This is a genomic window from Stagnimonas sp. FW305-C-60 (assembly GCF_058782965.1).
This window is the reverse complement of record NZ_JBYSYF010000001.1, coordinates 284626-303401: the sequence shown is the minus strand read 5'-3', so window position 1 is coordinate 303401 and position 18776 is coordinate 284626. Positions and strand designations below refer to the sequence as shown.

The window sequence follows — 18776 nt, the reverse complement described above, 5'->3', positions numbered from 1 at the left end:
GAGATGATGCTCATGAAGAAGTACCCCCACGCGGCGCTGGTCGCCAGCCTGCTGGCCCCCAACCTCGCCCTTGCCGCCGAGCCGACGCCGCTCGATCCGGTGCTGGTCACCGCCACCCGCACCGCCACCCTGGCCTCGATGGTCAATGCCGCGGTCAGCGTCATCGACCGCGAACAGCTCGACCTGCTGCAAGCCGCCGACATCGGCGAGGCGCTGAACCTCATCGCCGGCATCGACGTGATCCGCAGCGGCGGCCCCGGTCAGTCGCCGCTGACGGTGTTCATCCGCGGCGCCGAGAGCAACCAGACGCTGGTGCTGATCGACGGCGTGCGCCTCAACGACGGCATCAACAGCCTGGCCGCCATCGAGGACATTCCGCTGGAGTCGATCGAGCGCATCGAGGTGGTCAAGGGCCCGCGCTCCAGCCAGTGGGGCGCCGACGCCGTTGGCGGCGTCATCAACATCATCACCCGTGGCCAGGCGGCCCAGGGCTTCCACGGCCAACTGGCGGCGGGCGCCGGCCGCTACCAGAGTCGCGATTACAGCGCCCGCCTCGGTTACCGCCAGGCCGACGGCGGCCTCGCGCTGACGCTGCAGCAGCAGGACAGCGACGGCTATCCGCCGTTTGCCGGCAGCCAGGTGGCGGCCGGCCACGAGAATCTTGCCGTGAGCTTCAACGGCGACGCGCAGATCGGCGAGAACCGCTTCAGCCTCAGCCACCTGCAGGCCGACGGCAATACCGACTACCTGGGCTCGGCCTTTGATACCCAGGCCAAGCAGTACGACTACAGCCGCCGCAGCAGCCGCCTGGCCTGGGAGCGGCCGCTGTGGGCCGGCTGGATGAGCACCCTGGCCCTGCAGCTGGGCGGCGATGACCGCGACGAGCAGCAGGTCGGCTTTGGCACCGTGCCCGACTACTACCGCACCGAGCGCCGCGCGCTGGACTGGCAGAACGATGTCACGCTCGGCGCGCACCGCCTCACGGTTGGCCTCAACTACCAGGACGAAGACACCAAGGCGAGCGTCTCCGACGCGCAGTTCGACGCCTCCACGCTCAGCAAGGCGCTGTTCGTGCAGGACGCCCTGCGCTACGGCGCCTTCAGCGCCCTGGGCGCGCTGCGCTACACCGATCACGACAGCTTCGGCGGCCACACCACCGGCGCCATCGATCTGGGCTACGACCTGACTCGCGATCTCACCGTCGGCATCGGCTACGGCACCGCCTTCCGCGCGCCCAATGCCTCCGAGCGTTTCCTGTCGTTCCCGGCGTTCTCGTTCTTTGCCAACCCCGATCTCGATCCCGAGGAGTCGCGCAATCTCGAAGCCAGCCTCAAGGCGCGTCTCGGCCAGGCGCAGACGCTCGCCCTGCATGTGTTCGAGAACAAGATCAAGGATCTGATCGCAACCGCCACCGACGCCAGCTTCAACACCACCTATGTCAACGTCGACCGCGCCAAGATCACCGGCGTTGAACTCGACTATCAGCTCGCCGTGGGCCGCTGGGCGCTGGGCGTCAACGGCTCCTTGCAGAAGCCCGAGAACGAGGCGACCGGTGAGCGCCTGCTGCGCCGCGCCAGCAAGTCGCTCACCGCCAACTTGAGTCGCCGCATTGGCGAGCACCGCCTGGGCCTCAATGTGCAGGCGGTGGGCGATCGCGACGATGTCGACTTCGGCAGCTTCCCCAGCCAGCCGGTGAAGAACGGCGGCTACACCCTGGTGAACCTGACCGGCGAGCTGAAGCTGCCGCAGGGCTGGAGCCTGTCCGCCAAGGTCGAGAACCTGCTCGACCGCGACTACGTGACGGTGTTCGGCTACCAGCAGTCCGGCCTCGCCACTTACGGCACCCTGCGCTGGAGCTGGTAGTCCGCCGAGGTGAAGCCCTCTCTCCCCTTGTGGGAGAGAGTTGGAGAGAGGGGGCGAGCGCAGCGAGTTGCAGACCCGTCACAACGTAAAGGCACTCGCTGCGCTCGCTCCCCCTCTCCCGGCCCTTTGGGCCACCCTCTCCCACAAGGGGCGAGGGGCTCAAGCCGCTTGCAGAGCGCGAGTTGAAACGCCATTGTCGCGGCGAGCAATCCCCCGAATCCAGGTTAGTCACTCGATGGGCCACCGCCTTTCCAAGATCGTCACCCGCACCGGCGATGCCGGCGAAACCGGCCTCGCCACCGGCGAGCGCATCGCCAAGACCCATGCGCGCGTCGATGCCATGGGCCATGTCGACGAGCTGAATTGTTGCCTGGGTCTGGTGCTTGCGGTGGAGCTGCCAGCCGGCGTGCGCGCCGCGATAGCACCCTGCCAGCACGAGCTGTTCAACCTGGGCGGTGAGTTGTCCATGCCGCCGGCGCAGCTGATCACCGAGGCGCATGTGCTGCGTCTCGACCAGTGCCTGGCCGATCTCAATGAAACCCTGCCGCCCTTGAAGGAATTTGTGCTGCCCGGCGGCGGCGAGGCCGCCGCGCGCGCGCACTTGGCTCGCGCCGTGGCGCGCCGCGTCGAACGCGCCTTGTGGGTGCTGAATGCGCAGGAGCCAGTGAACCTCCACGCCCTGCACTACGCCAATCGACTGTCTGATCTGTTGTTCGTCTGCTGCCGCGTGCTCGCGCGCGGCGCCGGCGGCGAGGTGAGCTGGAAGCGCGGTTAGCGAGGGGCTGCTGTTTGCGCTGAAATGCAAACGGCTAATGGGTGCCAACAGCTGACGATCATCCAAGAGGCCTATGCTCTAGTTCGGAAGCAGCGAAGGGCACTAGCGATCGATCCTTGCTCCAAGCAGGATCAGTGTGTGCATCCAGCGGTTGAATCCGCAGCTGGGTGGAGACGCTTACGGCAGGCTTGTTCTGGCATAAGCCACCGGTATTTCTAGTTTTCAAAGCAACGTTATCAGCCCCGGGCTGCCGGCAGAAGATTGACTCATCCCCAATAGTTCGACGGGGACTGCCAAATATTTTTCACAAAAGAGCATCACTTCGTTGCCGGACTTCTCTGCTTCATCAAGCTGGTCGCAGCAATAAAATTGCTGCGAAAGGAAACTGGGAACGTCGGTGACGTTATTCGAAACGATACTTACGTACAAATCGCGCACGTTCGGCGACCAACAGTAGCTATAAGGGCCAATCGGTATTACCCGGACAACTTGGCCGCCATGCTGATTCGACGCAGCATATGTCTGAGCAACGAAGCTAGAGGACGTCACAAAAATTGCACCCGATCTAAAGCGACATCCGAACTTCGACAAGAACCAACCATCCGCGGCGAGATGAAGAGCCGCCGGGGTGTTCCGAGGCATCCTGTCCTTTCGAACTTGATTCAGTGAAATGCCAGGGCGCCTTCGTTCCCCACGATAAAATGCAAGAGTCTCAAAGCTGAACACGTAACCTATCTCCCCGATTTTCTAGGACGCTTCGGAGACTCGCCAGTTAGCTTTCTCGCTTGAGATAAAGCATCGTGAGCGGTCCTGACTAGCGAGAAAATCATCTCGGCCCGTTCGTCTCCGCTGTCATCATGGGAACGTACATCCTCCGAAAAAGCGCGGCTTATTGTATTAACGCCCGGGAGCAAACTTACTATAAGTGAGCGGCCATGAAGAGGTTTAAGCGTCGATAGTTTGAGCGGAAGTCGCGAGATAACCGCAAGTTCATCGACGGAAATATCGCAGTCAGGTCGCGCGTCGCTATTGAAATATCCACATATATCACGAATTATTTTATTGCAGGCGCCTGCAAATATTCGTCCAGATTCGAATTCCTCCGATTTCGCGGCGAAGACCGCATACCAAAGCAAGATATCCGCATCTCTGCCAGCAAGTCGGTTGGCGATATTTATATGATTCAACGTTCCAGGCGCAATTTCATTGCAGAAAAACGCGAGGCATATAGCCCTTAAATCTCCACCACGATCATTCTCGTCGACCGCCGCTACGATTCGATCGAAAGCGGCTTTCCTCCTATCGAACGCTTCGGTGAAAAGGCCAGACAGCTCTAAGATTTGGGGGTATGTTCGAGAAAGGAACCTAATAAAGTCCAGCTTTGATAGCTCTCCACCGAGGTAGTCGCTGAGCGCGTCACTTTTTACAGAGCCTCGATACGCGTTATCAAGAACAGATGCCACATATACGGCAGCCTCAGAAGAAGCCTTATTTGCTCCTTTACCTAAAATACTTCTGCAATGAAGCCACCGACCAGAGACTTCGTCGGAGCGAATGGTTGGATAAAGAAACCTAGCTCGGGCAATGGCGAAACCGAGTGTTCGGCGCATCGTCGAGTAAATTGCTGGGGTCGCATCGCCTGACTCCATGCCAACGGCGGACAAGGCCTCGCCTATTGCGAGCCCCAAGAACAAGGAATTGTCTGGAAGGATGTGCGCTTGAGAGCGGTCGCTTTCCATCGCCGACTCAAACTGCTCACGTGTGACCACATACGACAACGAGGTTATCGGAGCAAAACTCGGGTAATAAGCATTGAGCGCCGCAAAGAATGTGGCAAGATCGTCAGACTCGGGGACGATATATATAGGCAACGACAATGAGTCTTTCTCTGCCGACCAGTAGCAAGAGTGAGTCGCCTCTACCTGTTTTCCGCTATACGAAAAAAGGTCGGAGCGCCGATTGTCCGATTTCGCATTAATCAGACCAAGAAGGGATTTTGTATTTTTGACCAACATTGCTATCTCTTAAATAAGTCGCTAAACGACGACTTCCGCGCAGGCGGCTTCAAGGCAGCCATAGCCGTAGTCAAATATGGCGGAACTACTCCACTATAATACAAACTTACCGCCGTCTTCCCGCGCAACACACCTGTATAAATTAGACGCTTTTGGGCAGGTCCCATTCGCGATAACACTTCGCAGCCGGCGATATGAACGGCCCGGAATTCGAGGCCCTTCGAGCCATGTATTGTATCAACCCAAAGCTGATCATTATCATCTAGTGGGCCAAATTTAATTGCCTCCAAAAAAGCATCGCGCTGATCTCTTTTAGGAAATAGCACCCCAATTTTCTCTCCCGGATATAAATCCAACTGCCCAGAAATTAATTCCACAATTTTACTAATTTGCAAATCAAAGCTTGGCAAGTTAGACATAGTGATAGATGATGGCATTGCATCCTCGTCGTACTTGCTATAGGGAGTAATATCGGGAAATGTAACCTTGTCGGAATAAATCGCGTCCGCAACCCTGCAAATCTTGGTGCCCGTCCTATAGTGAAAGTTCAGTCGAATTATATTCTGATTAACCAGCCTCCCGAGAATATCGGGTGTCTGCGAGTTTCTATAAATTGACTGTCGATTATCGGCCACCAGAACCAATGTTTTGGTCAGCTTTCTAAATATTAATAACTCAGTATCAGTGTAATCCTGCGCCTCGTCAATATATAGCGCAGGATATAGCTGATCCGAAAGGCCTCGTGAGTCGATCAGCGAAGTAACCAATCCGGCGAGATGCTGTCTTTCAGCCTCGAAGTCGGGCATCGATGTAAAATCAACTTTGTATTCGTGAAGCAGATCTCTGAAAAACGTCGTCGCTGTTACGACGTTTGATTCGGGAACGCCATACTGTTCGCAGCCCTGCCTGATGAAATTTTTTAGGCTTGCAGTAAAAACAACGATTCTGAAGTCTCCGCGATTCAGAAAGGCCATCTGCTTGGCACGCAATAAAATAATATTGGTCTTGCCAGATCCCGCTGGGCCGATCAACAGAAAGTTCTCTAGAGGGTCAATCGTATCTGCAGCATGAATCTGATCGCCATCCAGATCTTCAGCGGCTATCCAATAAGTAGTCATCACTCTGCCTATTGAGGAATAATTGAGCTAGCAAAATGAAGCAATGTCTTCAAACAACTGTCTAGCGCCGCCTGAACAGTGAATATCTCCGTCCATGCTGCATTTAACTTTAGCTCCCCTTTAACAAAACCTTGAACTGAAATATCCGAGTGAAATGCGCTTGCAGAACTTTTGGCAACACGGATCACAACGGAAACTCCGGCGGGAAAGCTTAGTTTTTCATCTTCTCTGAACTCAAAACTATAAGAATATTCAAATTCAGAAGCGACTTGAGGCGTCACCGTGCTCATTGGGAAAACAGTCGATTTTCTCAAATAGCTTCGAACTTGAGAAAAAAGTCCCTCTTGAAGATTCCACAAATCCAGTCCCGAGCTAGCAGGATCTGTAGTTGGCGCTGACACCGCCTCAATGATTTCTGCTGCTTTGATTTGACGGAATCGGAGTTGACGCTCTTGCTCTTCAAAATCGACGGGTTCGCCGGTTGCTTGCTTATTGAATGCATCCCAACTAACAACTTCCAATCGTTCGGTCCAGTCCTTGGTTAGACATCTTTCTGCGAGCGCAACTAACCAAGGATCAACGTCGGGAGCTTGGATGTCAGGCGCCCTATCCCTTACGGAATCAAACAGAACAGCAGCGGGAGAATCAAACCCTGCAAATAGCTTCTTGCGCATTATCATGTCATGAAGCGTTGCTCCAATTTGATAGTACGTGATGGCAAGCCAGCCTTCGTTCGAGCTGTCTTCGTTTCGCCAAACAAACTCCCGAGGACTATAACGAGTGGAAGCAACGAAATCTTCGCCGGATAGTCTCTCGTCGAGGCTGGCTGGCCGAAGCATGATGCCGAGATCAAGAAGGGTTAGCTTCGAATAATCTGCGCTGATAATAATGTTTGCGGGTTTTATATCTCGATGGAAACAGCCCTTGTCTACCGCAAGAAACTTTGCCGCATCAACCAACTGACTTAATAGTGGCGCGATATGCTCCCTTGGAAACGTCGAAGTTAGATTTTCCAAGGTATCTCCGGGAACCAATTCCATCACTAGAAACAGAGTATTTAGCTCAGGCCATTCGCCGCCTTCGAGAATTTCGACGAGATTCTTATGATGCTTTGCCCCTCTGAGGCTCAACTGTTCCTGGAGCCTCAGAAGCTGTTGATCGTAGCCATATTTCTTCACTGCCTCCGGGATGTAAACCTTAACTGCAGCCTGAACCCCTCTTTTTCTTCCGCTGTAGACAATTCCGTCCGCGCCACCGCCTAGTTTTCTTTCTAATACCCAGCCATTTACAACGGCCCCTTCAAGGTGACGAACGTTATTCATGGAATTTATTTGGCGAGGCTTTCGAAGTGAAAAGACAGCACCAAGAGCTGTAATTGAGCCGAGGGCAGCATGGAGCAATGGGATCATTGAATGCGCGCGAGAATCGTGGCAATCATCTCGCCCAAACTTGGACCGCCCGGAGCCTCAGTCCTCTGAGACACGATTGCGCGGGCGGAACTCGGTGCCTCTACTGGATCGGCCAACCGCTTCCGAATAGTTGTTTCGACACTAGCGCGTTGCATCTCGCCTCCCATTTTGCAGCGTCCCTTTCGAAGATTAAGACAAATCGCATCACACAGGTCCCGGGTTTTGGAAGGATGCCTCCCACGACTCGGGCCAACCCGCGACCGAGAAGATTCATAGGTCGAGGTTGCTGGTCTCGGCCGGAGGACTGCCCGGCGATCTTTTCGGTGCCCTGCGAGCGTGTTTCGATCTGCTGACGGCAATCAGGCCCGTCTCTCACACCGTTCAGGTGGGCGCTGCATGCGTTTCTCGTCGCATGGACACGTCGCAGGCCCCGCTCGACATTTTTTATGTTGGACATCTGAGGTTGGCCGTGCGGAGGTATAACGTGCGTTGCCATCCAGATGGCTCCTGTGCATCTAAATGCGACGAAAACAGGCGTACCTCCCATTTCACATGCTCGCTGACGGTAGTCAGAATGGTCGTCCGCTTTGGGCTGAAGACTGTCCTTTGTAGAACAGGCGGTCAGGGCGGCGCCCAACTTTTGCGAGCCCACGAACGACAGGCCGCGAAATTGGCACTGTCACGCAGCCGGCATAGGCTGTGTGCATGGACCTCGAAACCTGGGAGCTGCTGAGCTACGTCGTCACCGTCGTCGGCTTGCCGATGGCGATCGGCGTGTTCGTCTACGAGCAGCGCAAGGAGCGCAACAACGAGGAGGAAGAGGTCTACCAGCTGCTCTCCGACAACTACCAGGACTTTCTGCGGGGGACGCTGGAGCACCCGGACCTGCGGCTGTTCTCGCTGGAGCAGGCCGGCGAGCTGAGCGCCGAGCAGAAGGAGCGGCGGCTGATCATCTTCAACATGCTGATCTCGCTGCTGGAGCGCTCCTATCTCTTGCTCTACGAGGACGACATGAGCGCCATGCAGCAGCGCCGCTGGGCCTCCTGGGAGGACTACATGCGCGAGTGGTGCGCGCGGCCGGAGTTTCGGGCGGCGGTGCCGGCGCTCATCGGCGGCGAGGACCCAGACTTCGTCGCCTACCTGCAGAAGTTGGTACGCGAGGCAGAGGCGGCGCAGCGCTGAGGCGGCGCTTCAGAACAGGCGGGCAAGTACGGCGTCTTCCTCGCCTTTCGGAAAGCCGATGCTCAGCGCCTTTCCGTCGCGCTCGAACACCGGCCGCTTCACCAGCGAGGGCTCCTTCGCCAGCAGCGCGGCGGCGTTGGCGGCGGTGAGGCCGGCCTGGGTGGCGGCGTCGAGCTTGCGCCAGGTGGTGCTCTTGCGGTTGACCACCACGTCTACGCCCAGCGCCGCTATCCAGGCCTGGGCCTTGGTCGCGCTCAGGCCTTCAAGCTTGAAGTCATGGAAGCGGTGCTCGATTCCGGCCTCGCGCAGGCGCGCCAGCGCGCGCTGCACGGTGTCGCAGTTCTTGATGCCGTAGACGCTCAGCACGCGCGTGCTCAGGCAGCGGCCGGCAGCAGGCCGCGCAGGAAGCTCTCGCACTCGGGCTTGTCCATGTAGCGCGGCACCGCGTAGGTCCAGTGCGCTTCGGCCAGGGCCTTGTCGGTGATGGCCGGGATGTCGCTGGCCTTGAGCTTGTCGACCTGGCTGGGGATGCCGAAGTCGGCGTTGAGCTTGCGCACATGGGCGATGAACTTGTCGGCCAGCTGCGCCTCGCTCTCGCCGCCCTGCTTCAGGCCGCTGACCTCGGCCAGCTTGGCCAGGCGCGGCGTGCAGTCGGGCTTGGAGAAGTCCAGCACCCGCGGCAGCACGATGGCGTTGGCGAGCCCGTGCGGCAGGTGGTAGTAGGCGCCGAAGTTGTGGGCGATGGCATGCACATAGCCGACGCCGGCGGTGGTGAAGGCCACGCCCGCCTTGAACGAGGCCAGCGCCATGTTCTGCCGCGCCTCGACATTGCCGCCGTTCTTCACCGCCTCCGGCAGGTTCTGCATGATCAGGCGCGTCGCCTCCAGCGCCTCGGCGTCGGTCATCGGCGTGTGGTTGCGGCTGATGTAGGCCTCCACCGCGTGGGTGAGCGCGTCCATGCCGGTGGCGGCGGTGATCGGGGCCGGCAGGCCGGTCATCAGGGCGCCGTCCAGCGCCGCGCCAATCGGCACCAGCTTGGGGTCCATGATCGCGAACTTGCGGGTGGTCGAAGGATCGCTGACCACGGCGGCGATGGTCACTTCCGAGCCGGTGCCGGCGGTGGTCGGCACCGCGTACAGCGGCATCGGCTTGAAGATCACCCGCATCAGGCCGGCCATGTGCACGATCTTGTGCGGGTTCTTCGCCCGCGCGGCGATCACCTTGGCGGCGTCGATGGAGCTACCACCGCCGATGGCGAGGATGGCGGTGCAGCCTTCTTTCTTCAGCATCGTCAGGCCGGTCTCGATCTGCTCGATGGTGGGGTTGGGCAGCACGCCGTCATAGACCACATAGCCGACGCCCAGCTGGCGCAGCTTCTCCTCCATGGGCTTGAGCAGGCCGATCTTCACCAGCATGCCGTCGGTGACGATCAACAGGTTCTTCACGCCGGTCTTGGCGATGTGCTCGCAGAGTTGCAGCGAGGAGCCGGGGCCGCTGAACAGCTCCGGCGTGCGGAAGCGCAGCAGCGGGGTGGCGATCTTCAGGATGAACTGAAAGATCTTGTAGACCAGCACCTTGAGCGAGAACGGGATCATGCGGAGTCTTCCGGCAAAGGGATAAAGGGAGTAGGCCCGCCTTAAGGCGGCGGGCTCGGGCGGCGCATAGTCCACTCTCCAAGGGGCTGGCGGTCAATAGCGCCGCCCCATGCCCCTTCAATCCGGCACGTTCTCCAGCTCCAGCTTGCCGCAGGCGGCGAGCAGGCGGAAGGCGGTGACCGCGCGGTCGCGCTGGGCGCCGACCAGGTTCACCTGGGCGTTCAGCAGGTCGCGTTCGGCGTCGAGCAGGTCCAGCGTGGTGCGGCTGCCCACCTTCAGCTCCTTGCCCACGCCATCCAGCGCCAGCTCGGCGGCGCGCACCTGCGACTGGTAGGCGGCGATCACCGGGCCGGAGGCGCGCAGCAGCTCCCATTCGCGGGCGGCGGTTTCGGCGTAATAGGCCTCGGTATCGGCGGCGGCGTACTGGGCGCTGCTGGCCTTGGCGCTGGCCTCGCGCACGCGGGCGCTGACCAGGCCGCCGGTGAGGATGGGCACCTGCAGCTTCAGCTGCACCGCCCAGGTGGAGAGCCGGTCGTAGCCGAAGTCGCTGTCGTCCTGGGTGCCGGCGCGGGCGTCGAGCGAGAGCTTGGGCAGGCGCTCGGCGGCGGCGGCGCGGATCTGCGACTGCGCGGCGCGGCCGCTGTGCTGGGCCGAGAGCACGGCGGGCGCGGTGTGCGACTGGCTGATGGCTTCTTCGCGGCTGGCGGCGGTGGCGATGAACTCCGGCCAGGGCGCGTCGAGGTCGGCCGGCAGCGTGCCGAGCAGGCGGGTGAGCGCGATCTCGGAGGCGCGCAACTGCGCCTGGCTGCGCTCGACGTTGGCGACGGCCTCGGCAAGCCGGGCATCGGCGAGTGCGACGTCGGTGCGGGTGGCCTCACCGGCCTGGTAACGCTTGTCGACATCGCTGCGCGCCTGCGCCAGCGTCTCGCGGTTCACCGCCGACAGGTGCGTGGTCTCGCGGTCACGCTTCACGTCCAGATAGGCGGTGAGGGTGGCGAGGATCAGCTTGCCGCCGACATCGCGGCGCTTCTCCAGCGCCGCTTCCACCGCGCGGCGGGCGGAGTCTTCCAGCGCCGAGGTGCGGCCGCCGGTGTACAGCGGCTGGCTGGCGGCGAGCGAGAAGCTGCTCGGCGTGCGCACGCCGGAGGCTGGGAAGGGCGCGTCGGTTTCAAAGTCGGAGCGACCGACATCGGCGGCAAAGCCCAGGCTCAGGCCGCTGCCGGCGCGCGCCACCGTCTCACCGGCGCGGGCGGCGTCGATGTCGGACTCGGTCTGGTCGAAGCGCGGGTCGTGGTGCAGGGCGGCGGTGGCGGCGGCGCGCAGGCTCAGCGCCTGCGCCGGGGCGCAGGCGGCGAACAGGGCAAGCGCGGCGAGGCGGATCAGGTTGGGCTTCATGAGCGGCTCCGGGCCGGTTTCTTGTTGGGTTTTGCGGGCGGCTGGCAGCCGTACAGGAACAGCTGCACCGCCTGCTCGACGAAGGCCTCGGGGGTGATCGCCAACGCCAGCGGCGAGAGTCCGAACAGGCTGCGGAACTGGCAATGGCCCTTCATCAGGGTGATGAACTGGATGGCCGCGAAGTCGGGGTCCGGCGCGTGCATGTGGCCGCCGGCATGGCAATGCGCGAAGAAGGCGGCGAGCTGCTGGCGCGCGCGCTTGGGGCCGTTTTCGTAGAACTGCTGGGCCATCTCCGGGAAGCGCGTCGCCTCGGCGATGATCGCGCGCATCAGCCGCACGCCGTTGGGATCGGTGAACAGCTTGAAGAAGCGCAGGCCGAAGGCGCGCAGGGTGCTTTCCAGATCGCCTTCGATGCCGGTGGGGATGGCGACATCGCGCAGAAAGCGCTCGCAGCCATTGACCACCATCTGCTCGAACAGGCCTTCCTTGCTGCCGAAGTAGCTGTACAGGCTGGCCTTGCTGCCGCCGACCCGCTGGATCACTTCCTCCAGCGAGGCGCCGGTATAGCCGTGTTCCAGAAACACCGCCTGCGCGGCGCTGAGCATGGCTTCGCGGCGCCGCTCGCCACGCGCGTTGGTGCGCGGCGCGGCCGGCGCCTTCGCCTTCCGGCGGGCGCTGGTGGTGCGGCTTGCGGTGCTGGTGGTGGGCTTGGGCATCGCGCTTGAAGTGAACTGTACTGTTCGTTACAGTACCAATCACTACCCGCCGCCGCAAGCCGGCCGGGGCCGGGCACGCAAGGCCGACAACCCGTCTCACAAAAGGAAGCATCGCGATGGCTGCCAACAAGATCGTCCGCACGGCTGTACTGGGTGCCCTGGCCGTGGGCGCCGTCGCCTTCGGTGTGCATTGGTGGCAGACCGGCCGCTGGCTGGAGTCCACCGACAACGCCTATGTGCGCGCCGACATCGCGGTGATCACGCCGCGCATCGCCGGCGAGATCGTCGAGGTGGCGGTGCGCGAGAACCAGCTGGTGAAGAAGGGCGAGGTGCTGGTGCGCATCGATCCGCGCGACTACCAGGCGCGGCTCGCCAATGCCCAGGCGCAGGTGGCGCAGGCCGAGGCGGCGCTGGTCGCCAACAGCCGTCAGCAGGAGATGCAGGCGGCGATGATCGACGAGGCGCGTGCCAGCCTGAATGCCGCCGAGGCCGACCGCGTGCGGGTGCGCAAGGACTACGAACGCGCCAGCTCGCTGGTGAAGGACGGCGTCGCCACCCAGGCGCGGCTCGATACCGCCAGCGCCGGCTACCAGTCGGCCCAGGCCACGGTCACCCGTGGCAGCGCGGCCCTGAAGGCGGCGCGTACCCAGATCGGCACCCTGGAAGCCGAGCGTGCGCGCCTGGAAGCGCAGTTGCAGGCCACCAAGGCCGCCGAGCAGCTCGCCGCGCTGGATCTCGAAGCCACGGTGCTGCGTGCGCCCAGCGATGGTCTGGTCGGCAATCTCGCCGCCAAGCTCGGCGAGCGCGTGAGCCCAGGCCTGCGCCTGCTCTCGCTGGTTGCCGCCGGTACGGTCTGGGTGGAAGCCAACTACAAGGAAACCCAGCTCACGCATGTCGCCGTCGGCCAGCCGGTGCTGGTGCATGTCGATGCCTTCCCCGATGCCGAGATCAAGGGCCGCGTGGAGAGCGTGGCGCCCGCCTCCGGCGCCGAGTTCGCGCTGCTGCCGGCCGACAACGCCACCGGCAACTTCACCAAGATCGTCCAGCGCGTGCCGGTGAAGGTGACGCTGGAAGTCCCGGCCGAGCTGGCCGACAAGCTGCGCTCCGGCATGAGCGTGGAAGCCGAGATCAATACCAAGCCGCAGGGTTAGGGCCTGTTAGCGCTATGGGAGTTGCTGCGTTGCTGCCCCAAAGGCCGCCAGGCAAGGCGCCGAACGACGCCAAGGCTGGAGCCTTGGCTAGGCCGGCAACGCTGCATGGCGGCCTTTGGGGCAGCAACCCTTCGGGGCCGGACTGTTTTGGCGCATTGCGGCGTCAGCGAGTCCTTCAATGCGAGCCACCATTGCGCGGCCTCGCTTCCTTGCACTGCGCCAAAACAGCCTTCGGCCGCAGCAATTCCCATAGCGTTAACAGGCCCTATGGCCGACAGCCCGGAGCGGCGCCATGAACGACAACGGACAGCTCCTCAGCGAGGAAGAGCGCAAGGCCGCCTACCGCCGCGCCTGGTTCGGCTTCATCGCCATGATGTTCGGCAACTTCATGGCGATCCTCGACATCCAGATCGTCGCCAGCTCGCTCAAGGAGATCCAAGCGGGCTTGTCCGCCAGCGCCGACGAGCTGACCTGGGTGCAGACCAGCTATCTGATCGCCGAGGTCATCGCGATCCCTCTGTCGGGCTATCTGTCGCGGATGATGTCGACGCGCATCTACTTCGTGATGAGCGCCATCGGCTTCACGCTGGCCAGCCTGCTCTGCGCCTTTGCCTGGAACATCGAGAGCATGATCGTGTTCCGCGTGCTGCAGGGCTTTCTCGGCGGCGGCATGATCCCCACCACCCTGGGCGCGATCTTCCTCTTGTTCCCGCCCGAAAAGCGGCAACTGCCGACCGTCTTGGTGGGTCTCGTCATGACCACCGCGCCGGCGCTGGGGCCGACGCTGGGTGGCTATCTCACCGCCGCGTTCTCCTGGCACTGGCTGTTCTTCATCAACATCATCCCCGGCACCCTGCTGTCCATCGTGGTCTGGCAGAACGTGCGCTTCGACAAGCCCGACTGGTCGCTGCTGCGCAAGATCGACCTCTGGGGTCTGCTGGGCATGGCGCTGTTCCTCGGCAGCCTGGAGTTCGTGCTCGACGAAGGCCCGCGCCACGACTGGTTCGAGGACGAGCTGGTCTGGCGCATGTTCTGGGTGATGCTGGCCGGCGCCGCGCTGTTCTTCTGGCGCGCCTTCACCGCCGAGCATCCCATCGTCGAGCTGCGCACCTACAAGAACCGCAACTTCGTGTTCGGCTCCATCGCCGCCTTCGTGGTCGGGGTGATGATCTTCGGCATGGTCTATCTGGTGCCCACCTTCCTCGGTGGCGTGCGTGGCTACAACAGCCTGCAGATCGGCCAGACCATGATGGTGATGGGCGTGGCGATGTTCTCCAGCGCGCCGCTGGTGGGCCGGCTCGCCACCAAGCTGGACCTGCGCCTGCTGCTCGCCTACGGCCTGTCGATGGTCGCCGTCGGCACCTATCTCAACGCCCATCTCACCGCCGACTCCGGCTTCTGGCAGTTCTTCTGGCCGCAGGTGATGCGCGGCCACGGCTTCATGTTCTGCATGATCACCATGACCGGCCTGGCGATGGGCACGCTGTCGCCGGATCAGGTGAAGAACGGTTCCGGCCTGTTCAACCTGATGCGCAACCTCGGCGGCGCCATCGGTCTAGCGCTGATCAACACCGGTCTGCACGAGCGCAGCTGGTTCCACTACGCGCACCTGTCCGCTTCCATCAACGATGCCCGCGCGCCGGTGCAGGAGGCGCTCAGCAACGGTAGCGCCCTGCTGCGGCCGGAGCTGGGCGGCGACGCCACCGCGGCCACGCTGGGGCGCATCGCCGGCCTGGTGCAGCAGCAGGCGGCGATCATGAGCTTCAACGACGTGATGCTGGTGATGTCGCTGCTCTGCGCCTTCGCGGTGCTGCTGCTGCCGTTCGCCGACAAGCCGCAGATGCTCGGCGCCGCCGGCGGTGGGGCTCACTGAATTCCCACTACCGGCCGCTGCCATGAGCCTGTTCATTCGTCTGTTTCTGGTGCTGTTCTTCCAGTCGCGCGGCAAGACCGCCGGCCTGCTCGACTCCACCGTCGTGCATTCGCGGGTGATGCCCAACGACCTCGACCTCAATCGCCACGTCAACAACGGCCGGGTGTTCACCTTCGCCGATCTCGGCCGCATGGACTGGTTCACCCGCACCGGCTGCCTGAAGGCGGCGCTGAAGAACGGCTGGATGCCGATCATCGGCGATGCCACCGGCCGCTTCATCAAGCAGCTCACCGTGTTCGAGCGCTTCAGCGTCGAGAGCCGCATGCTCGGCTGGGGCGAGAAATGGGCGTTCATGGAGCACCGCATCCTCAACGCCCGTGGCGAGCTGGCGGGTGTGGTGGTGATCCGCGGCATGTTCTGGAGCCGCAAGCAGGGCGCGGTGGCGCCGCAGCGCCTGCTGGCCGCCACCGGCCAGACCGTGCAGACCTCGCCGGCACTGCCGCTCTGGGTGCAGACCTGGGCGGAAAGCCTGGAGCAACTCAGCGCCGCCGCCCGGCGTGGCTAGTAACGTCGACCACCGCTGCCGCGCACTAGGCGCTGTTCCCCAGTCTGGGCTACCCTTGCGTCGCTACCACAAGCGGTAGGGAAGATCAGGCCTGGGAGACACAATATGTTGACGTCGCTCATCGCCGTCCTGGTGTTGTTGGTGATCGGCTTCTACGCCGCGACCATCGCCGTGATCGGCCGCGCCGGGGTCGGCGAAGCCAAGCTCCTGCGCAGCCGCCGCCTGGCTCTGGGGCTGGCCGGCGTTTCCGCCCTGGCCCTGGCCTACATGATCTACAGCCATCCGCTGGGCAGCGATGACCCGCTCAATCGGCCCAGTGCCTGGGCGGCCAAGGCACCGCCGCCGGCCGAACGCGCCAGTACCGCCGCCGCCGTCGATGCCGCCAAGCCGGTCGCAGCGCCGGCGGCTGCCGAGGCGACCGCGAAGGCGCCTAGCCCGCCGCCGCCAGTGGAAGCCGCCGCCACGCCGGCGACCAGCGCCGCGCCGGGTGAGCCCCGGAGCATCCCGCCGCCGGCCAGCACCGAGACGGAGTCCTCGCTTTCCGCCTCGGCGGCAGCGATGGAAGCGGAGATGCGCCGCCGTCGGCAGTCGATGCCGGCACTGGCCGAGGAGCCTGCCCAGCCGGTGGTGACGAGTCGCGTGCTCGCCGAGCCTGCCGCCATCCCGTCCGCGCCGGCCAAGACGCCGGCCAAGGTGCCTGCCGCCGTCGTCGCCCCGGTCGCCCCGCCAGCCCGCCGCAGCGTTAGCGCGCCGCGGGCGACGCCGCCGGTGGTCAGCCGCGCGGCGGCGGTGGTTGGCCCGCGGGTGGCCAGTGTCGCGCCGCTCGCCTATGCGCCTCTGACCATCGTCATCCACAACCAGTTGGGCGCGGCGCAGCAGAGCGAGCGGCTGGCGCTGTCGATTGAGGGCAAGCGCGTCGCCAGCTTCGAGATCACCGAGGCGGCGCCGGCCATCGCCTTGCCCATCCATCTGCCGCGACCGGGCCTGCTGCACTACCGCATCGAGGGCGAGAGTCGTCAGGGCGAGCGGCTCAGCTTGCAGGGCGAGGGTTGCATCAGCGCCACCGAGGGCGCGCGCTTCGAGGTACGCCGTCGCGGCAGCGACAGCCGCCAGGTTTTTCTGGAGTCGGTAATCAATGGCTGAAATCGCCAGTCGCAGCGTCGCCTCGACCGCGCTGCACGAGCAGGTCTACATGGTTTTTCCGAATGACCTGAACTCCAACGACACCGTGTTCGGTGGCCTGATCATGGCGCAGATGGACCGCATCGCCGCGGTGGTCGCCGACCGCCACGCCGGTGGCGTCTGCGTCACCGCCAGCGTCGATGCCGTGCACTTCCTGGCGCCGGCGCGCAAGGGCGATGTGCTGGTGTTCGCCGCCAGCGTCAATCGCGCCTGGACGACGTCGATGGAAGTGGGTGTGCGGGTGGAGGCCGAGTGCATCGGCACGACCGACCGCCGCCATATCCTTTCCGCCTACCTCACCTTCGTGGCGCTGGACGCCGCCGGCAAGCCGCGTCCGGTGCCGGCGCTGCTGGCCGAGAGCGAGGTCGAGCGGCGCCGTTTCGAAGAAGCCCAGCTGCGCCGCGCCTCGCGCCTGAGGCATGCCGAGGAATTGCGGCTGTTGCGGGCCGCCAGTCAGGAAGACCTGAGATGAAGACAAGGATTTGGTGGCTGCTGCCGGCCGCCCTGATGGGACTGGTGGCTGTCGTCGCTTTGCGGACCATCTATCTGCAAGCGCCGGCGCCGTCGGCAACCGCCGCTGCCCCCCTCTCCGACGCCATCGACGGCGCGCGCCTGGCCCAGCATCTGGGCGAGGCGATCCGCTTCCGCACCGTCACCCACCAGGACCCGCAGCAGGACGAGCTGCCCGAGTGGCAGCGTCTGCATGACTGGCTGGCCAGCACCTATCCGGCCGCGCACGCGGCGATGCGCCGCGAAGTGCTCGACGGCCGCAGCCTGCTCTACACCTGGCCCGGCAGCGACGGCGCCCGCGCACCGATCCTGCTGATGGCGCACCAGGACGTGGTGCCGATCTCGCCAGGCACCGAGGGCGACTGGCAGCAGGCGCCGTTCTCGGGCGCGGTCGAGGGCGGCTATGTCTGGGGCCGAGGTGCGGCCGACGACAAGGGCTCGCTGGTCGCTCTGTTCGAGGCCGCCGAATCGCTGGCCGACAGCGGCTTTGTACCGGCGCGTACGGTGCTGTTCGCTTTCGGCCATAACGAGGAGGTGCTGGGCTCCGGCGCCAAGGCCATCGCCGAGCATCTGCAAGCCCAGGGCATCAAGCCGGAGTACGTGCTCGACGAGGGCATGCTGGTGATCGAGGGCCATCCGGTCACCGGCGCGCCGGTGGCCCTGGTCGGCATCGCCGAAAAGGGCTACGCGACGCTGCGGGTCACCGCGCGTGCGCCCGGCGGGCATTCCTCGATGCCGCCGCCGGAGACCGCGGTAGCCACACTGGCGGCGGCGATCACCGCCATCACCGGCAATCCCTTTCCGCTCGACTACTCCGGCCCGGCGCGCGAGATGCTGGAGCAACTGGCGCCGCACGGCGGCCTGGGCATCCGCATGGCGGTCGCCAATAGCTGGTTGTTCGAGCCCCTGCTGGAGCAGCAGATCGCCGCCACGCCCTCGGGCGCGGCGCTGCTGCACACCACCATGGCGCCGACCATGCTGGAGGGTTCGCCGAAGGAAAACGTGCTGCCGCAGACCGCCATGGCGCGCATCAACTACCGCCTGCATCCGCGCGACAGCGCCGCCACCGCACTGGCGCGCGCGCAGGCCGCGGTCGGCAGCCTGCCGGTGACGCTGGAATGGGAAGGCACGCCCAACGAGCCCTCGCCGCTGTCCTCCACCAGCTCGCCGGCCTGGCAGGCCATCGCCGCGCTGGCGGCGGAGTTCAGTGGCGCGCCGGTGGCGCCGGCTCTGGTGCTGGGCGGCACCGACAGCCGGGTGTTCAGCGGCCGCGCCGACGATGTCTACCGCTTTCAGCCGGTGCGCCTAAAACTCTCCGAGCTGGACATGATCCACGGCACCAACGAGCGCCTGTCGATCGACAACCTCGACCGCATGGCCGAGTTTTATCGGGCGCTGATCGCCAAGACCGCCGGCTAGCTGCGCTC

At 63.4% G+C, this 18776-nt stretch carries 17 protein-coding genes; 9 read left to right on the top strand and 8 right to left on the bottom strand.

The window, feature by feature from the left end:
• The first annotated feature begins 12 nt into the window (after window positions 1-12).
• Together AC3WT6_RS01430 and AC3WT6_RS01425 are read left to right on the top strand one after the other, a co-directional pair.
• Complete coding sequence (locus tag AC3WT6_RS01430) at window positions 13-1863, top strand: TonB-dependent receptor domain-containing protein (protein ID WP_492651766.1); 1851 nt, start codon at window positions 13-15, stop codon at window positions 1861-1863.
• Between the two features lie 235 nt (window positions 1864-2098).
• Window positions 2099-2638: a cob(I)yrinic acid a,c-diamide adenosyltransferase gene (locus AC3WT6_RS01425; RefSeq protein ID WP_492651765.1), complete on the top strand. Its 540-nt coding sequence runs from the start codon at window positions 2099-2101 to the stop codon at window positions 2636-2638.
• 222 nt (window positions 2639-2860) lie between these two features.
• Here AC3WT6_RS01425 and AC3WT6_RS01420 read toward each other — a convergent pair whose 3' ends face one another.
• The 4 genes from AC3WT6_RS01420 to AC3WT6_RS01405 form a co-directional block, all read right to left on the bottom strand.
• Window positions 2861-3187: a hypothetical protein gene (locus AC3WT6_RS01420; protein ID WP_492651764.1), complete on the bottom strand. Its 327-nt coding sequence runs from the start codon at window positions 3185-3187 to the stop codon at window positions 2861-2863.
• A 182-nt stretch (window positions 3188-3369) separates the two neighbouring features.
• Entirely contained in the window at window positions 3370-4653 is a 1284-nt protein-coding gene (locus tag AC3WT6_RS01415) for a hypothetical protein (protein ID WP_492651763.1), read from the bottom strand.
• A 2-nt stretch (window positions 4654-4655) separates the two neighbouring features.
• Entirely contained in the window at window positions 4656-5771 is a 1116-nt protein-coding gene (locus tag AC3WT6_RS01410; RefSeq protein ID WP_492651762.1) for an ATP-binding domain-containing protein, read from the bottom strand.
• Between the two features lie 8 nt (window positions 5772-5779).
• Window positions 5780-7093 carry a serine/threonine protein kinase gene (locus AC3WT6_RS01405; protein ID WP_492651761.1) on the bottom strand — a complete coding sequence of 438 codons (1314 nt, stop codon included), beginning with the start codon at window positions 7091-7093 and terminating at the stop codon, window positions 5780-5782.
• Window positions 7094-7885: 792 nt separating this feature from the next.
• Here AC3WT6_RS01405 and AC3WT6_RS01400 point away from each other — a divergent pair.
• Window positions 7886-8362, top strand: coding sequence for a hypothetical protein (locus AC3WT6_RS01400; protein WP_492651760.1), 477 nt, complete (start codon window positions 7886-7888; stop codon window positions 8360-8362).
• 9 nt (window positions 8363-8371) lie between these two features.
• On the opposite strand, the gene AC3WT6_RS01395 is transcribed toward AC3WT6_RS01400, so the two are convergent.
• The 4 genes from AC3WT6_RS01395 to AC3WT6_RS01380 form a co-directional block, all read right to left on the bottom strand.
• Window positions 8372-8728 (bottom strand): Spx/MgsR family RNA polymerase-binding regulatory protein, encoded by a 357-nt coding sequence (locus AC3WT6_RS01395; protein WP_492651759.1) that lies wholly within the window; start codon window positions 8726-8728, stop codon window positions 8372-8374.
• Between the two features lie 8 nt (window positions 8729-8736).
• On the bottom strand, window positions 8737-9957 hold the full coding sequence (locus AC3WT6_RS01390; protein WP_492651758.1) for an iron-containing alcohol dehydrogenase: 1221 nt from the start codon (window positions 9955-9957) through the stop codon (window positions 8737-8739).
• Between the two features lie 117 nt (window positions 9958-10074).
• Complete coding sequence (locus tag AC3WT6_RS01385) at window positions 10075-11352, bottom strand: TolC family outer membrane protein (protein ID WP_492651757.1); 1278 nt, start codon at window positions 11350-11352, stop codon at window positions 10075-10077.
• Window positions 11349-12068, bottom strand: a complete 720-nt coding sequence (locus AC3WT6_RS01380; protein ID WP_492651756.1) for a TetR/AcrR family transcriptional regulator C-terminal domain-containing protein — start codon at window positions 12066-12068, stop codon at window positions 11349-11351. Before AC3WT6_RS01380 ends, AC3WT6_RS01385 begins: the two co-directional genes overlap by 4 nt.
• Before the next feature lie 116 nt (window positions 12069-12184).
• Here AC3WT6_RS01380 and AC3WT6_RS01375 point away from each other — a divergent pair, with 116 nt between their 5' ends.
• The 6 genes from AC3WT6_RS01375 (at window position 12185) to AC3WT6_RS01350 (ending at window position 18768) form a co-directional block, all read left to right on the top strand.
• Window positions 12185-13219 (top strand): HlyD family secretion protein, encoded by a 1035-nt coding sequence (locus AC3WT6_RS01375; protein WP_492651755.1) that lies wholly within the window; start codon window positions 12185-12187, stop codon window positions 13217-13219.
• Window positions 13220-13511: 292 nt separating this feature from the next.
• Window positions 13512-15092, top strand: a complete 1581-nt coding sequence (locus tag AC3WT6_RS01370; RefSeq protein WP_492651754.1) for a DHA2 family efflux MFS transporter permease subunit — start codon at window positions 13512-13514, stop codon at window positions 15090-15092.
• 22 nt (window positions 15093-15114) lie between these two features.
• Complete coding sequence (locus AC3WT6_RS01365) at window positions 15115-15657, top strand: thioesterase family protein (protein WP_492651753.1); 543 nt, start codon at window positions 15115-15117, stop codon at window positions 15655-15657.
• 105 nt (window positions 15658-15762) lie between these two features.
• Window positions 15763-16800, top strand: a complete 1038-nt coding sequence (locus tag AC3WT6_RS01360) for a hypothetical protein (RefSeq protein ID WP_492651752.1) — start codon at window positions 15763-15765, stop codon at window positions 16798-16800.
• Window positions 16793-17311, top strand: coding sequence for an acyl-CoA thioesterase (locus AC3WT6_RS01355; RefSeq protein WP_492651751.1), 519 nt, complete (start codon window positions 16793-16795; stop codon window positions 17309-17311). Before AC3WT6_RS01360 ends, AC3WT6_RS01355 begins: the two co-directional genes overlap by 8 nt.
• The gene (locus AC3WT6_RS01350; protein WP_492651750.1) at window positions 17308-18768 is read left to right on the top strand and encodes a M20 family peptidase; all 1461 of its coding nucleotides are present in this window, start codon (window positions 17308-17310) and stop codon (window positions 18766-18768) included. The genes AC3WT6_RS01355 and AC3WT6_RS01350 overlap by 4 nt, the downstream gene beginning before the upstream one ends.
• Window positions 18769-18776 lie beyond the last annotated feature (8 nt).

Bases quoted from the DNA above. Each gene is read 5' to 3' on its own strand.
- AC3WT6_RS01430 (WP_492651766.1), top strand. From the start codon at position 13: ATGAAGAAGTACCCCCACGCGGCGCTGGTCGCCAGCCTGCTGGCCCCC.
- AC3WT6_RS01425 (WP_492651765.1), top strand. From the start codon at position 2,099: ATGGGCCACCGCCTTTCCAAGATCGTCACCCGCACCGGCGATGCCGGC.
- AC3WT6_RS01415 (WP_492651763.1), bottom strand. From the start codon at position 4,653: ATGTTGGTCAAAAATACAAAATCCCTTCTTGGTCTGATTAATGCGAAA.
- AC3WT6_RS01410 (WP_492651762.1), bottom strand. From the start codon at position 5,771: ATGACTACTTATTGGATAGCCGCTGAAGATCTGGATGGCGATCAGATT.
- AC3WT6_RS01405 (WP_492651761.1), bottom strand. From the start codon at position 7,093: ATGAATAACGTTCGTCACCTTGAAGGGGCCGTTGTAAATGGCTGGGTA.
- AC3WT6_RS01400 (WP_492651760.1), top strand. From the start codon at position 7,886: ATGGACCTCGAAACCTGGGAGCTGCTGAGCTACGTCGTCACCGTCGTC.
- AC3WT6_RS01390 (WP_492651758.1), bottom strand. From the start codon at position 9,957: ATGATCCCGTTCTCGCTCAAGGTGCTGGTCTACAAGATCTTTCAGTTC.
- AC3WT6_RS01385 (WP_492651757.1), bottom strand. From the start codon at position 11,352: ATGAAGCCCAACCTGATCCGCCTCGCCGCGCTTGCCCTGTTCGCCGCC.
- AC3WT6_RS01380 (WP_492651756.1), bottom strand. From the start codon at position 12,068: ATGCCCAAGCCCACCACCAGCACCGCAAGCCGCACCACCAGCGCCCGC.
- AC3WT6_RS01375 (WP_492651755.1), top strand. From the start codon at position 12,185: ATGGCTGCCAACAAGATCGTCCGCACGGCTGTACTGGGTGCCCTGGCC.
- AC3WT6_RS01370 (WP_492651754.1), top strand. From the start codon at position 13,512: ATGAACGACAACGGACAGCTCCTCAGCGAGGAAGAGCGCAAGGCCGCC.
- AC3WT6_RS01365 (WP_492651753.1), top strand. From the start codon at position 15,115: ATGAGCCTGTTCATTCGTCTGTTTCTGGTGCTGTTCTTCCAGTCGCGC.
- AC3WT6_RS01360 (WP_492651752.1), top strand. From the start codon at position 15,763: ATGTTGACGTCGCTCATCGCCGTCCTGGTGTTGTTGGTGATCGGCTTC.
- AC3WT6_RS01355 (WP_492651751.1), top strand. From the start codon at position 16,793: ATGGCTGAAATCGCCAGTCGCAGCGTCGCCTCGACCGCGCTGCACGAG.
- AC3WT6_RS01350 (WP_492651750.1), top strand. From the start codon at position 17,308: ATGAAGACAAGGATTTGGTGGCTGCTGCCGGCCGCCCTGATGGGACTG.